The 13,127-nt window shown below is 67.3% G+C and carries 12 protein-coding genes; 8 read left to right on the forward strand and 4 right to left on the reverse strand.

Annotated elements, in window-relative coordinates; translation table 11 throughout:
• Positions 1-26: 26 nt before the first annotated feature.
• The 8 genes from N1F91_RS24060 (at position 27) to gmk (ending at position 7,840) form a co-directional block, all read left to right on the forward strand.
• Positions 27-1,193 carry a M20 aminoacylase family protein gene (locus tag N1F91_RS24060; RefSeq protein WP_289995989.1) on the forward strand — a complete coding sequence of 389 codons (1,167 nt, stop codon included), beginning with the start codon at positions 27-29 and terminating at the stop codon, positions 1,191-1,193.
• A gap of 149 nt (positions 1,194-1,342) precedes the next feature.
• A complete protein-coding gene (fabD, locus tag N1F91_RS24065; RefSeq protein WP_289995990.1) occupies positions 1,343-2,281 on the forward strand; it encodes an ACP S-malonyltransferase in 939 nt (312 codons plus the stop codon).
• A gap of 54 nt (positions 2,282-2,335) precedes the next feature.
• Positions 2,336-3,073: a 3-oxoacyl-[acyl-carrier-protein] reductase gene (gene fabG, locus N1F91_RS24070; RefSeq protein WP_289995992.1), complete on the forward strand. Its 738-nt coding sequence runs from the start codon at positions 2,336-2,338 to the stop codon at positions 3,071-3,073.
• 264 nt (positions 3,074-3,337) lie between these two features.
• On the forward strand, positions 3,338-3,574 hold the full coding sequence (locus tag N1F91_RS24075) for an acyl carrier protein (protein ID WP_126700444.1): 237 nt from the start codon (positions 3,338-3,340) through the stop codon (positions 3,572-3,574).
• A gap of 37 nt (positions 3,575-3,611) precedes the next feature.
• Positions 3,612-4,874, forward strand: a complete 1,263-nt coding sequence (gene fabF / locus N1F91_RS24080) for a beta-ketoacyl-ACP synthase II (RefSeq protein WP_289995993.1) — start codon at positions 3,612-3,614, stop codon at positions 4,872-4,874.
• A gap of 191 nt (positions 4,875-5,065) precedes the next feature.
• Positions 5,066-6,262: an endolytic transglycosylase MltG gene (mltG, locus tag N1F91_RS24085; RefSeq protein WP_289995995.1), complete on the forward strand. Its 1,197-nt coding sequence runs from the start codon at positions 5,066-5,068 to the stop codon at positions 6,260-6,262.
• 26 nt (positions 6,263-6,288) lie between these two features.
• Positions 6,289-7,179: a YicC/YloC family endoribonuclease gene (locus N1F91_RS24090; RefSeq protein ID WP_289995997.1), complete on the forward strand. Its 891-nt coding sequence runs from the start codon at positions 6,289-6,291 to the stop codon at positions 7,177-7,179.
• Between the two features lie 4 nt (positions 7,180-7,183).
• Positions 7,184-7,840: a guanylate kinase gene (gmk, locus tag N1F91_RS24095; protein ID WP_289995998.1), complete on the forward strand. Its 657-nt coding sequence runs from the start codon at positions 7,184-7,186 to the stop codon at positions 7,838-7,840.
• A gap of 13 nt (positions 7,841-7,853) precedes the next feature.
• Here the strand turns inward: gmk and rsmA are convergent, their stop codons facing one another.
• The 4 genes from rsmA to N1F91_RS24115 all read right to left on the reverse strand — a co-directional run bounded on the left by rsmA (position 7,854) and on the right by N1F91_RS24115 (position 13,087).
• On the reverse strand, positions 7,854-8,690 hold the full coding sequence (rsmA, locus tag N1F91_RS24100) for a 16S rRNA (adenine(1518)-N(6)/adenine(1519)-N(6))-dimethyltransferase RsmA (protein ID WP_289996000.1): 837 nt from the start codon (positions 8,688-8,690) through the stop codon (positions 7,854-7,856).
• Positions 8,687-9,736: a 4-hydroxythreonine-4-phosphate dehydrogenase PdxA gene (pdxA, locus tag N1F91_RS24105; RefSeq protein ID WP_289996001.1), complete on the reverse strand. Its 1,050-nt coding sequence runs from the start codon at positions 9,734-9,736 to the stop codon at positions 8,687-8,689. The genes rsmA and pdxA overlap by 4 nt, the downstream gene beginning before the upstream one ends.
• On the reverse strand, positions 9,714-10,637 hold the full coding sequence (locus N1F91_RS24110; protein ID WP_289996030.1) for a peptidylprolyl isomerase: 924 nt from the start codon (positions 10,635-10,637) through the stop codon (positions 9,714-9,716). Before N1F91_RS24110 ends, pdxA begins: the two co-directional genes overlap by 23 nt.
• A gap of 98 nt (positions 10,638-10,735) precedes the next feature.
• Entirely contained in the window at positions 10,736-13,087 is a 2,352-nt protein-coding gene (locus tag N1F91_RS24115; protein ID WP_354670558.1) for an LPS-assembly protein LptD, read from the reverse strand.
• Between the last annotated feature and the right edge of the window lie 40 nt (positions 13,088-13,127).

Below are 13,127 nucleotides of genomic sequence, written 5' to 3' on the forward strand. Positions count from 1 at the left end.
TCCGAGCGAACAAGGAGAAGAACGCAATGCCCATCGTCAACCGCATCGCCGAATTCCATGACGACGTCACCGCCTGGCGCCGCGACATCCACGCCCATCCGGAACTCCAGTTCGACGTCCACCGCACGGCGGCTCTGGTGGCCGAGAAGCTGCGCGAATTCGGTGTCGACGAGGTGGTGACGGGCATCGGCCGCACCGGCGTGGTCGGCGTGATCCGCGGCCGCAAGACCGGCAGCGGCCGGGCGATCGGCCTGCGCGCCGACATGGACGCGCTGCCGATCCAGGAAGTGCTCGACCATCCCTACAAGTCGAGGAATGCCGGCATCATGCATGCCTGCGGCCATGACGGGCATACCGCGATGCTGCTCGGCGCGGCGCGCTACCTTGCCGAGACGCGCAATTTCGACGGCACGGCAGTGGTCATCTTCCAGCCGGCGGAGGAAGGCGGCGGCGGCGGGCGCGAGATGGTCGAGGAGGGGATGATGGACCGTTTCGCCATCGACGAGGTCTATGGCATGCACAATGCGCCGGGGCTGCCCACCGGCTCGTTTGCCATCCGCAGCGGCTCCATGATGGCGGCAGCCGACATGTTCGTCATCGACATCGAGGGGATCGGCGGCCATGCCGCGCGGCCGCAGCGCTGCATCGACACAACGCTCGTCGGCGCCCACATCATGACCGCGCTGCAGTCGGTGGTGGCGCGCAACGTCGATCCGATCGAGGCGGCGGTCGTGTCCGTCACCACCTTCAAGGCAGGCGACGCCTTCAACGTGATCCCGCAGACCGCGAGGCTGACCGGAACCGCGCGCACGCTGTCGGCCGCCGTCCGCGACCAGCTGGAAGAGCGCATGACCGAGGTGGTCGAGCATACCGCGCGGGCTTTCGGCGCCAAGGCGACCCTCGACTACCAGCGCCACTACCCCGTGCTGTCCAACCACTCTCTTCAGACCGATTTCGCGGCGAGCGTCGCCCGCCAGGTCGTCGGCGACCGCGTCGACGTGAACACGCCGCAGGTGATGGGCGGCGAGGACTTCGCCTTCATGCTGGAGGCCCGGCCCGGCGCCTTCATCTATATCGGCCAGGGCGACGGCCCTTACGTCCACCACCCCGAATACGACTTCAACGACGAGATCATCCCCGTCGGCTGCTCGTACTGGGCAAAGCTGGTCGAGACGGCGCTGCCGGCGGGCTGACCGGGCGAGCGACAGGGGGAGGGGCCCGGCGCGACCGGACGCCGCCGCAGGCCGCCTTCGGCCGTCCTGTCCCGAAATGCCCCCGCCCTTGACTTCCCGCCCGCTCCTGCGTCACAGGCAGGCGAGTTCGAGCGAGCGGAGGACGTCTGATGGCAATCGCATTCACCTTTCCGGGCCAGGGCAGCCAGTCCGTCGGAATGGGCCGCGATCTTGCGGAAGCCTTCCCCGAGGCCCGCGCCGTCTTCGACGAGGTCGACGCGGCGCTGGGCGAGACGCTCTCGGCCGTCATGTGGGAGGGGCCGGAAGAGACCCTGACGCTCACCGCCAATGCGCAGCCGGCGCTGATGGCGGTGTCGATGGCCGCGCTGCGCGTCATGCAGGCGCGCGGCCTGGTGCTCCAGGACAAGGTGGCCTACGTCGCCGGCCATTCGCTCGGCGAATATTCCGCACTCTGTGCCGCCGGCGTGTTCTCGCTGGCCGACACGGCGCGGCTGCTGCGCATCCGCGGCAACGCCATGCAGGCGGCGGTTCCGGCGGGAGAGGGCGCCATGGCGGCCATCCTCGGGCTCGACCAGGACAAGGTCGAGCAGGCCTGCGCCGCGGCCGAGGGCGGCGTCTGCCAGATCGCCAACGACAATGGCGGCGGACAGCTCGTCATCTCCGGGTCGAAGGCGGCCGTCGATCACGCCGCGCGCCTGTGCACGGAAATGGGTGCGAAGCGCGCCCTGATGCTGTCGGTCTCCGCTCCCTTCCACTCAGCGCTGATGGCGCCCGCGGCCGATGCCATGCGCGAGGCGCTGGCGGCCGTCGAGATGCGGGCGCCCGTCGTGCCGGTCGTGGCCAACGTCACGGTCAGCCCGATCTCCGACCCGGACGAGATCCGCCTGCGGCTCGTGGAGCAGGTCACCGGCCGGGTCCGCTGGCGCGAGACCGTCGAATGGTTCGCCGCCAGCGGCGTGGGCACGCTCTATGAGATCGGCTCCGGCAAGGTGCTCTGCGGGCTCGCCCGCCGCATCAGCCGCGACACCGCGACAGCCGCCGTCAACACGCCGGCCGACATCGACGCAGCGCTGGCCGCGCTCGCCTGAGAATGCACCCTGCCGCGGCCGCCGCCGCGCGCGAAACTGGGAAAGGATAGCGACATGTTCGATCTGACCGGCCGCAAGGCTCTCGTGACCGGCGCCTCCGGCGGCATCGGCGAGGCGGTGGCGCGTGCCCTGCACGGCCAGGGCGCCACCGTTGGCCTGCACGGCACGCGCGTCGAGAAGCTCGAGGCGCTCGCTGCCGAGCTCGGCGACCGGGTGAAGGTCTTCCCGGCCGACCTGTCGAACCGCGACGAGGTCAAGGCGCTGGCGCAGAAGGCGGAAGCGGATCTCGAGGGCGTCGACATTCTCGTCAACAATGCCGGCATCACCCGCGACGGCCTGTTCGTGCGCATGTCCGATGCCGACTGGGATGCGGTGATCGAGGTGAACCTGACCTCGACCTTCCGCCTGACGCGCGAACTCACCCATCCGATGATGCGCCGCCGCTACGGCCGCATCATCAACATGGCCTCGGTGGTCGGCGTCACCGGCAATCCCGGCCAGGCCAACTACTGCGCCTCCAAGGCCGGCATGATCGGCTTTTCGAAGTCGCTCGCGCAGGAGATCGCGTCGCGCAACGTCACCGTCAACTGCATCGCGCCGGGCTTCATCGAATCGGCCATGACCCACAAGCTCAACGACAAGCAGAAGGACGCCATCATGGGCGCCATCCCGATGCGGCGCATGGGGACGGGGCTGGAGATCGCCACCGCCGCCGTCTACCTCGCCTCGGCGGAGGCGGCCTACGTCACCGGGCAGACGATCCACGTCAACGGCGGCATGGCGATGTTCTGAGCCTGCGTTCCGTTCGCGCTTCGCGTGCATTCCACGCGGGCTGCAGGCGGAATACGGCTTTGCGGGGCACCGGCTTCGTGTTATGCGCCGCGCGAGCCGGCATCTGCGTCCAGGCTTCGCCGTCTGGACAGTGCCAACCAGGAGGAAAACGCCGTCTTGGGAATCGGCATTGGACCGACCCGAAAAGCGCTATCTTTCAGCTTGATTAGCGGCAATCCTGCCGCTAACGAAGACCAACTTGAACCGAAGTCGAGGGTTTTCCCAATGAGCGATACCGCAGAACGCGTCAAAAAGATCGTCGTCGAGCATCTTGGAGTGGAAGAAGCGAAGGTCACCGAGGGCGCGAGCTTCATCGACGATCTGGGCGCGGACAGCCTGGATACCGTCGAACTGGTGATGGCCTTCGAGGAAGAATTCGGCGTCGAGATTCCCGACGATGCAGCCGAGACCATCCTGACCGTCGGCGACGCGGTCAAGTTCATCGAGAAGGCCTCGGCCTGACATTGGCCGGCGCCCGAGGCGCCGGATGGAACCCGCAATGAGACGTGTCGTCGTTACGGGCCTCGGCCTACTGTCTCCGTTCGGACCTGGCGTGGAGCATTCCTGGAAGCAGCTGCTTTCGGGGAGAAGCGCCGCGCGCAGGATCGAAACTTTCGAGACCGGTGATCTGCCCTGCAAGATCGCCAATGTCATCCCGCGCGGGTCGGGCGACGACGGCACCTTCAATCCCGACCATGTGCTGGAACCCAAGGACCAGCGCAAGGTCGGCGATTTCATCACCTACGGCATCGCCGCCGCCGACGAGGCCCTGAAGGATTCCGGCTGGGAGCCGAAGACCTTCGAGGAGCAGTGCGCGACCGGCGTCATGATCGGTTCGGGCATCGGCGGCATCGAAGGCATCGCCGAGAATGCGCTGATCCTCCACGAACGCGGTCCGCGCCGCATCAGCCCCTTCTTCATTCCCGGCAACATCATCAATCTGGTCTCGGGCCAGGTCTCGATCCGTCACGGGCTCAAGGGCCCGAATCATGCCGTCGTCACCGCCTGTTCGACGGGCGCGCATGCGATCGGCGACGCCTCCCGGCTGATCGCGCTGGGCGACGCGGACGTGATGGTGGCAGGCGGCGCGGAATCGCCCATCAACCGGCTGTCGCTCGCCGGTTTCGCGGCTTGCCGCGCCCTGTCGACCAGCTACAACGATACCCCCGAGAAGGCCTCCCGGCCCTATGACCGCGATCGCGACGGTTTCGTCATGGGCGAGGGTGCAGGCGTGGTGGTGCTCGAGGAACTCGAGCACGCCAAGGCACGCGGCGCCAGGATCTATGGCGAAGTGATCGGATACGGCATGTCGGGCGACGCCCATCACATCACCGCTCCGTCGGAAGATGGCGACGGCGCCTACCGCTGCATGAAGGCTGCGCTGAAGCGCGCCGGGCTCGACGCGTCCGACCTCGACTACATCAATGCCCACGGCACGTCGACGATGGCCGACACGATCGAACTCGGCGCCGTCGAACGCCTCGTCGGAAATGCCGCATCGCGCATTTCCATGTCGTCGACGAAGTCGTCGATCGGGCACCTGCTTGGCGCGGCCGGAGCCGCCGAAGCCATCTTCTGCCTGCTCGCCATTCGCGACAACATCGCGCCCGCCACCATCAATCTCGACAATCCTTCGACCGAGACGGCGCTCGATCTCGTGCCGAATACGCCACGCGAGCGCCGCATCGATGTCGCGCTGTCGAATTCCTTCGGATTCGGCGGAACGAACGCTTCGCTCGTCTTTCAACGGTATAATGGTTGAGCGTCGGGCCAGGGCGTCAATTTCGCCATATTCCTCGATAGTCTTCGCGCGCAACATCGTGACATGACCATGGTGTATGTGCGAGCGGGTTGCGCTTCGAAGCGATTCCGTCCGCGAGCGATCGGTGACTCCGGCTGCCTCCCGCGATCGATCGGGAAGCGATGCCGGAATGAGGGAGCGAGTTTGAACCGATGAGCGATACCGCGAATCAGCCGGAATTCGGACGTCGCCGCGAACCGGCGAAGCCGATCGTGCCCAAGACGGCCAATGAGGCACTGCGCCCCGAATTGGGCACGCCGCCGCCGCGCCGTTCGCGCGCCTCCCGAAGCCAGGTCGTCATTTTCCTGAATTTCCTGATGTCGACGATCTTCCTCGTCACCATCGGCGCCGGCCTCCTCGTCTACTACGGCAAGATGGAGTTCGAAGGACCCGGGCCGTCCGCCACCGGCGCGGTCGTGCTGGTCCGGCCGAGCACCGGCGTCCGCGAGATCGGCGCCCAGCTCGAACGCTCCGGCCTGATCAGCGACGCGCGCATCTTCGCACTGGGCGTGCGTGCCCACGGCGCCGACGCGGACCTGAAGGCGGGCGAATACGAGATCAAGCCGCGCGCCTCCATGCAGGACATCATGGAACTGCTGAAGAGCGGCCGGTCGGTGCTCTATTCCCTGACCATTCCCGAGGGCCTGACCGTGGAGCAGGCGTTCCAGCGCATCGCCGAGCATGAAGCCCTCGTCGGCGAGATGCCGGCGGAACTGCCTCCCGAAGGCACCCTCATCGCCGACACGCAGCGGTTCACGCGCGGTACCGAGCGCAAGGACCTGATCGCACGCATGGTCGCCGCCCAGGCGAGCCTCGTCGAAAGCATCTGGGCGCGCCGCGTCGACGGGCTTCCGCTCGAGGACATCAACGATTTCGTGACGCTCGCCTCGATCGTCGAGAAGGAAACCGGCCAGGCGGAGGAGCGTTCCCGCGTGGCAGCCGTCTTCATCAACCGCCTCAACAAGGGCATGCGGCTGCAGTCGGATCCGACGATCATCTACGGCCTCTTCGGTGGCAAGGGGAAGCCCGCCGACCGGCCGATCTACCGCTCCGACATCGACAAGCCGACGCCCTACAACACCTACACCATCAACGGCCTGCCGCCCGGCCCGATCGCCTCGCCCGGCCGAGCCTCCCTCGAAGCGGTCGCCAACCCGTCGAAGACCAGCGATCTCTACTTCGTGGCCGACGGCACCGGCGGCCACGTCTTCGCGGCGACGCTCCAGGAGCACAACGAGAACGTCGCGCGCTGGCGTGAGATCGAGCGCAAGCGGCGCGAAAACGCGGCGGCCGGACCGGCTGCGCCGGCGGGGGAAACCGGGGCAGCGGAACCGGCGGCGGCAGACTGAGCCGACGGGCTCGGACGGGGGACAGCATGGCAGTTCAGAGCATGACCGGCTTCGCCCGCGCGTCGGCGGAGCAGGACGGTGCGTCGATCACCTGGGAGTTGCGCTCGGTCAACGGCAAGGGGCTGGAAGCGCGCCTGCGCCTGCCGCCGGGGCTCGAACGGGTCGAGCAGGCGGCGAAGCAGGCGATCCAGAAGAGGTTCGCGCGCGGCAACATCCAGGCGTCGCTTGCGGTCGTTCGCAGCGGATCGTCCGCGCGGCCCGTCGTCAACGAGGCCTTCCTCGAGGAAGCCGCCGCGCTGGCGCAGCGGCTCCAGGCGCGCTTCGGCTGCGCGCCGGCAACCGCCGACGGGCTTCTGGCGCTGCGCGGCGTTCTCGAGGTCCCCGAACTCGCCGATGACGAGGAGGCGCGGACCGCCCTCGATACCGCCATCCTGACCGTGCTCGACGAAGCCCTGTCCGGTCTCGAACACGCGCGCCGCGCCGAAGGCGAAGCGCTGTCTTCGATCCTCCTTGGCCAGGTCGCCGCGATCGAGGCGCTCGTGCTGCGGGCCGAGGCCGACCCCTCGCGCGATCCCGGCGTCATCCGCGAACGCATCGGCGCGCAGGTGCGGGTGCTCATGGGCGCTGCGGGTGCCGCACTCGACGAGTCCCGGCTCCACATGGAAGCGGCGATCCTGGCCACCAAGGCCGACATCCGCGAGGAGATCGACCGCCTGAAGGCGCATGTCGAAGCCGCACGCCGCATGATCGAGACCGGCGGCGCCACAGGCCGCCGGCTCGATTTCCTGGCGCAGGAATTCAACCGCGAATCGAATACGCTGTGTTCGAAATCGAACGCCACCGCCGTGACGGCGATCGGCCTGGAACTGAAGGTCGTCGTCGACCAGTTCCGCGAGCAGCTGCAGAATCTGGAGTAGAGGCATGGTCGACCGCTCACCGCCCGAGGGCATTCGCCGCCGCGGCCTGATGCTCGTGCTGTCCTCCCCGTCGGGGGCCGGCAAGTCGACCATCGCGCGCAACCTGCTCGAGAACGACAAGGGCTTCGAACTCTCGGTCAGCGTCACGACGCGGCCGCGCCGGTCGAGCGAGATCGATGGCGTTCACTACCACTTCCATTCGCGCCGCGAGTTCGACTACCTGCGCGACAATGACGAGTTGCTGGAATGGGCCGAAGTGCACGGCAATTTCTACGCCACCCCGCGCGAGCCGGCGGAGCGGGCAATGAACGAAGGCCGCGACATGCTCTTCGACATCGACTGGCAGGGGGCCGAGCAGCTGCGCGAGAAGATGCAGGGCGACATCGTCTCGGTGTTCATCCTGCCGCCCTCCATGGCCGAGTTGAAGGTCCGGCTGCAGCGCCGCGCCGAAGACGACGCGGAGACGATCGCGCGACGGCTCGCCAATGCCCGGCGGGAGATCGAGCACTGGCGCGACTATGATTACGTGGTGATCAACCGCGACCTCGACCGCGCCTATCAGCAGGTGCTCTCGATCGTGGCGGCGGAACGCCTGCGCCGCGACCGCAGCCCCGGCCTGTTCGACTACGTCACCCGCCTGCTCGACGAAAAGGTGGAGTGACGGCAGCCGGCGCTCAGGCGGGCGCGGCGAGCCCGTTCGCCAGGCGCACGAACTCCTCGACGCTCAGCGTCTCGGCCCTGCGCGTGCCGTCGATGCCGGCTTCGGCAAGCAGGGTTTCACCGCCGACGCGCTTCAGGCTCTGGCGCAGCATCTTGCGCCGCTGGCCGAAGGCCGCCTCCGTCACACGCTCCAGAAGCTTCAGTTCGGCCGCCAGCGGGACGGCGCGCGGCGTCAGGTGGACTACCGACGAGGTGACCTTCGGCGGTGGCGTGAAGGCCTGCCGCGGCACGTCGAAGGCGATCTGCGCCTGCGTCCGCCAGCCCGCCAGCACGCCGAGCCGGCCATAGGCGTCAGCCCCCGGCGCGGCCACGATGCGCTCGGCGACCTCCTTCTGGAACATCAGCGTCATCGACGACCAGAAGGGTGGCCAGTCGCGTGTCGTCAGCCAGCGGACGAGCAGTTCTGTCCCGATATTGTAAGGCAGGTTCGCCACGATGCGCACCGGTTCGCCCGGTGCGAGCGCGGAAAAGTCGGTCTTCATCGCGTCGCCCGCGATCACGTCGAGGCGACCGGGATAGTGTTCCGCGATCTGCGCCAGCGCCGCCAGGCAGCGCTCGTCCCGCTCGATCGCGATCACGCGACGTGCGCCGGAAAACAGCAGGGCGCGGGTCAGTCCGCCGGGGCCGGGTCCCACTTCGATGACCGTGCTTTGCGTCAGGTCGCCGGCCGCACGCGCGATCTTGCCCGTCAGGTTCAGGTCGAGCAGGAAGTTCTGCCCGAGCGACTTCTTCGCGTCAATCCCGTGCGCGGCGATCACCTCGCGCAGCGGCGGAAGCCCGTCGGTCGTCATGTTGCCGCCAGTCCGTGGCCGCGGGCCAGCGCCGCCGCCATCCGCAGCGCCGCCACCAGGCTGTCGGGACGGGCGATGCCCTTCCCGGCGATGTCGAAGGCCGTGCCATGGTCCGGCGAGGTGCGCACGAAGGGCAGGCCCAGCGTGACGTTGACGGCTTCGTCGAAGGCCAGCGCCTTGGCCGGAATCAGCGCCTGGTCGTGATACATGCAGATCGCGACGTCATAGCCCTGCCGCGCGCGGGCGTGGAAGAGCGTGTCGGCGGGGAGGGGACCCCGGGCGTCGATGCCCGCGCGCTGCAGGGTCTCGACGGCGGGCCGCACGATGGCCTCGTCCTCCGCGCCCATCGCGCCATTCTCGCCGGCATGCGGATTGAGGCCGGCGATTGCCAGGCGAGGCCGGGCGATGCCGAAGCGCTGCGCCAGATCGAACGCCGCGATGCGCGCCGTCTCGACGATCAGGTCAGTCGAGAGCAACTCCGGAACGTCGCGCAGGGGGACGTGGATGGTCACGGGAATGGTCCGCAGATCCGGTCCTGCGATCATCATCACCGGCCGCACCTCGCTCCCCGAGGCCTGCGCTGCCAAGTGGGCGAGGTACTCGGTGTGTCCGGGAAATCGGAAGCCCGCTTCGTAGAGCGGCTTCTTGGCGATCGGATTGGTCACCACCGCGGCGGCCTCGCCTGCCAGCGTGTCTGCAACGGCGCGGTCGATCGCTTCCACGATCCCGGCCGCGTTGTCCGCCAGCGGTTCGCCCGGCCGATCGGCCAGACGGTTGTCGAGCCTGACTACAGGCAGCGCCCGCCCGAAGACCTCCACGGCCTCGCTGCGCGAGACCGCCTCCAGCGGTACGTGCAGGCCCAGCGCGCGGGCGCGGGCTGCCACGAGAACCGGATCGGACAGCAGGTAGAAGGGCGGAAGGCCGAGCGCCTTGCGCTGCGACCATGCGACGAGCGTCAGCTCCGTGCCGATCCCGGACGGATCGCCACAGGTCAACGCCAGCGGCAGGGACTGGGGCCGCGCCTCAGCGATTGATGATGCGCGCATTCTTGCGCAATTCGTCCAGGTATTTCTTGGCCAGTTCGTCGACCTTGCCGTCGCCGACGGCCTCGTTCTGGAACACCATGCGGGCCACGCGATCGTCCGAAACCTCGCGGGTGCTGCAGATGCCGATGAACTCGATGCCGCGGTCGGTTTCGCGCACCGGCGTGGCCTGCCCGGGCTGGGCCGCCTTGATGGGCTTTTCCCACTCCGGCGGCAGTTCCGGGGCGACGATGCGACCGAGGTCGCGCACGGTCACGTCGATCAGCCCCTTGGCGAATTCGCGCGTCGAATTGCAGCCGTTGAAGCGGGCGCGCATCGCCTCGGCCTCGCGCTTGCGCTTGGCCATCAGCGTCTTCCGGTCGCTGGCGGGCACGACGAAGATCACCTGCTGCAGCATGTACTCGGTCGCCGTCGGCTTCTGGCCGCCCTTCTCCAGCATGCGCTGGACGGCGTCCTGCTCGCTCATGCGTCCTTCGGCACGCGCCCGGGCGCCGAGCGCCTGGTTCCACCCGATCTGGGCGCGGATATAGTCCTTGAAGTGCTGCTTGGTGACGCCGGACTGCGCCAGGATCTGGTCGAGCTGGGCCACCTTAAGCTTGTTGCCCGAAGCGAAGCGGGCATAGGCCTCGTCGACCTGCTTGTCGGCGATGTTGATCCGCAGCCGGGCGATCTCCGACATCTGCAGGGCCTGCTCGATCATGGCATCGGAGGCGCTGCCGTTGCGGCGCTGCAGCTTCATGAATGCGCTGCGCCGGGAGATGTCGTAGCTGGTGACCGGAATGTTGTTCACCACATACTTGATCTCGCTGGCATGCGCCGCGGTCACGAACGCCGTGGAGAGCAAGGGCGTGACGAGCCCGACCGACAGGAAGGCGGGAATGGCGAGGCGTCGCAGGATCGACATCATGGAAATGGTTTCCCTCGTGTAGGTCTTCGGGCGATCGAGCAACGCCTCATGTCGCATCGATACGGCGAAACCATGACTTCGCCCCGAATCCGCTTTCACTTGCCGTTCAGGCCGGGCAAATCTGTCGATGCGGTGCCGAAATCACCGATCGTCCGGAAGCCGATCCGGAACCCGATGTTGAGATCCACGTCGCCGTCGTCGATCGCTTCAGTGCGCGTGAGCGCCATGGCGTAGGTGAAGCACTCGTCGGCATAGGCGAAGTTGATGCCGCTCTTCACCAGCGTCTCCGATTCGAAATCGTAGGAGCCTCTGCCCGAGACCGACCAGTTCTCGTTCAGCTGGACCCGGCTCGCCAGCGAGATCTCGCGACGATCATACTCCAGTCCATAGAGCGGCTGCTTCTCGATGAAGGTGTAGCCGGCAACCAGGCCGACCTGGCCGACCGTCGCCTGGGCGGCGAAATCGGTGCGCCGGACTGCGAGGGTCTTCTCGTCGAACCGGCCGCCGGCCGAAAGTACGAGACCGCCCGGCGACTGGACGCTGACCATGCCGACGAAGTCGGAGACGTCGGTCTCGAGGCCGGAATAGGCACCGGCGCTGACGAGATTGGGCTGTGCGAAGGGGTTTTCGCCGGCGATGTGGTAGGATTGTCCGAAGACGGCGTTGGCGGTCCAGCCGCCACCGAAGTCGCCCGAGTAGCGGATCCCGAGATTGGCCCTGGTTCCGCCCTCGATCAGATCGTAGCCCGAGAACTTGTCGTGTTCGAACAGGTTCGTGGCATCGAAGACGAGGCTCTGCGCATCCTCGTTGGCAATCGACAACGAGTTGCCGTAGGGGGCGTCCGGACGGATCAGGATCTGGGCGATCGGCTCGAGCACGTGCGAGGCGCTGGTGGTGGAGAACATCACCGGCCAGCGGACTTCCATGCCGGCCGTCGCCATGCCGCGATAGTAGGACGAGCGGACGTCGGCAGCCACGGCGCCATAGGAACTGCCGTCGTGCGAATAGGCGAGACCAGCGAGATCCGTCGCCATGCCGGAATAGGCGGTCGCGGATGCGGTCGAGAGGTCCGATCCGATCATGTCGCCGCGCGCCGACAGCAGCGGCGTCAGCACGATGCCGTTCGGGGTGATGAAGTTCCGCTTCCAATCGGCCGCCAGCGTCAGGCGGCCCGTCGTTCCCTCCACGCCGCCGAAGCGGGGGGTCGAATCGTCCAGCGGGTTCAGCGCGTCGAAATCGAGATTGTTGCGGTGGACCACCTGGAGGTTCACGTCGAAGCCGAGTTCGCCGCCCGCCACCGGATTGTCCAGCGTGTAGGAATAGTCCAGCGACGGGAAGACCCAGGGCTGCAACGGGTCGCGCTGGTCGTTTACATTGCGGTCCTGCACGCGGAACTTCAGGACGCGGATATCGAAGTAGTTCCTGTCGTCGAGACCGGTCAGGTAGACCTTGTCGACCCGCCGCGTCTGCGAGAAGCCCTCGATGTCATAGGTGCGCGAGAAGTTCGGGTCGCTCTGCAGCAGGGCGTCCCATCCGAAGCTCCAGCGCGGGTTGATCGTGAACTTGCCCTTGGTGCCCACCATCCAGCGGGTCGTCTCCTGCGCATCGAGGCGGCCGGTCTCGAAGGCATCCGGGTCCTGCTGCATGATCCCGGCGGCCTTGAGCGAATAGAAGCCGCTGTCGAAGCGCTGGCGCCACTCGGCTTCGCCGAGGAAGCCCTGCCGCGTGTAGTAGTGCCCGGTCAGTGTCAGGTCGTAGTTCGGCGCCAGCGCGATGAAGTAGGGCTGCGACAGCCGCGCGCCGAGTTCGCTCGAATAGCCGATGGAGGGAATGAGAAAGCCGGTCTTGCGCGTCACCGAAGGGTCGGCGATCTCGAACGCCGGCAAGTGGGCGATCGGCATGCCGAAGAACTCGAACTGGGCCGATTCGAACCGGACGGTCCTCGACTGGCCGTTCCAGATGATCTTCTTCGACTTGACGCGCCAGATCGGCGCCTTGTCCGGCTGGTCTTCGCATGGCGCGCAGGCGGTATAGACGCCGTTGTTGAAGATCGTCAGCAGCCCGCCGCGGCGCTCCGCGCTCTCGGCGGCGAAATAGGTGTTGTCAACCGTCTGGATGCGCAGCGCGTTGACGAAGCCGTCCTTGAAATCGTCGGTGACGTCGATGTCGTCCGAGAAGATGCGGGTGCCGTCGCGATAGATGATCTCGACATTGCCCACGGCGACGATTCGGCCGGTCTGCTGGTTGTAGGTGATGCGGCGGGCGACGAGACGGTTGCCGTCATACTCGATCCGCACGTCGCCGGCCGCGGTGACCGTCTGCCTGTCGTTGTCATAGATGAGGTTGTCGGCCTCGAGCAGCATCGGGCCTTCGCTGGAGGTCGCGGCGAGATCGCCCAGTTCCTGCGCATGGACGGATGCTGCGCCGAACGCGCACAGCAAGGCCAAGGCCGTTGCGCCGCACAGAAGGCGCGCACGCGCAGCCGTC

It is taken from the genome of Aquibium sp. ELW1220 (assembly GCF_030398385.1).
Classification (GTDB): domain Bacteria; phylum Pseudomonadota; class Alphaproteobacteria; order Rhizobiales; family Rhizobiaceae; genus Aquibium.

Bases quoted from the DNA above. Each gene is read 5' to 3' on its own strand.
- N1F91_RS24060 (WP_289995989.1), top strand. From the start codon at position 27: ATGCCCATCGTCAACCGCATCGCCGAATTCCATGACGACGTCACCGCC.
- fabD (WP_289995990.1), top strand. From the start codon at position 1,343: ATGGCAATCGCATTCACCTTTCCGGGCCAGGGCAGCCAGTCCGTCGGA.
- fabG (WP_289995992.1), top strand. From the start codon at position 2,336: ATGTTCGATCTGACCGGCCGCAAGGCTCTCGTGACCGGCGCCTCCGGC.
- N1F91_RS24075 (WP_126700444.1), top strand. From the start codon at position 3,338: ATGAGCGATACCGCAGAACGCGTCAAAAAGATCGTCGTCGAGCATCTT.
- fabF (WP_289995993.1), top strand. From the start codon at position 3,612: ATGAGACGTGTCGTCGTTACGGGCCTCGGCCTACTGTCTCCGTTCGGA.
- mltG (WP_289995995.1), top strand. From the start codon at position 5,066: ATGAGCGATACCGCGAATCAGCCGGAATTCGGACGTCGCCGCGAACCG.
- N1F91_RS24090 (WP_289995997.1), top strand. From the start codon at position 6,289: ATGGCAGTTCAGAGCATGACCGGCTTCGCCCGCGCGTCGGCGGAGCAG.
- gmk (WP_289995998.1), top strand. From the start codon at position 7,184: ATGGTCGACCGCTCACCGCCCGAGGGCATTCGCCGCCGCGGCCTGATG.
- rsmA (WP_289996000.1), bottom strand. From the start codon at position 8,690: ATGACGACCGACGGGCTTCCGCCGCTGCGCGAGGTGATCGCCGCGCAC.
- pdxA (WP_289996001.1), bottom strand. From the start codon at position 9,736: ATGCGCGCATCATCAATCGCTGAGGCGCGGCCCCAGTCCCTGCCGCTG.
- N1F91_RS24110 (WP_289996030.1), bottom strand. From the start codon at position 10,637: ATGTCGATCCTGCGACGCCTCGCCATTCCCGCCTTCCTGTCGGTCGGG.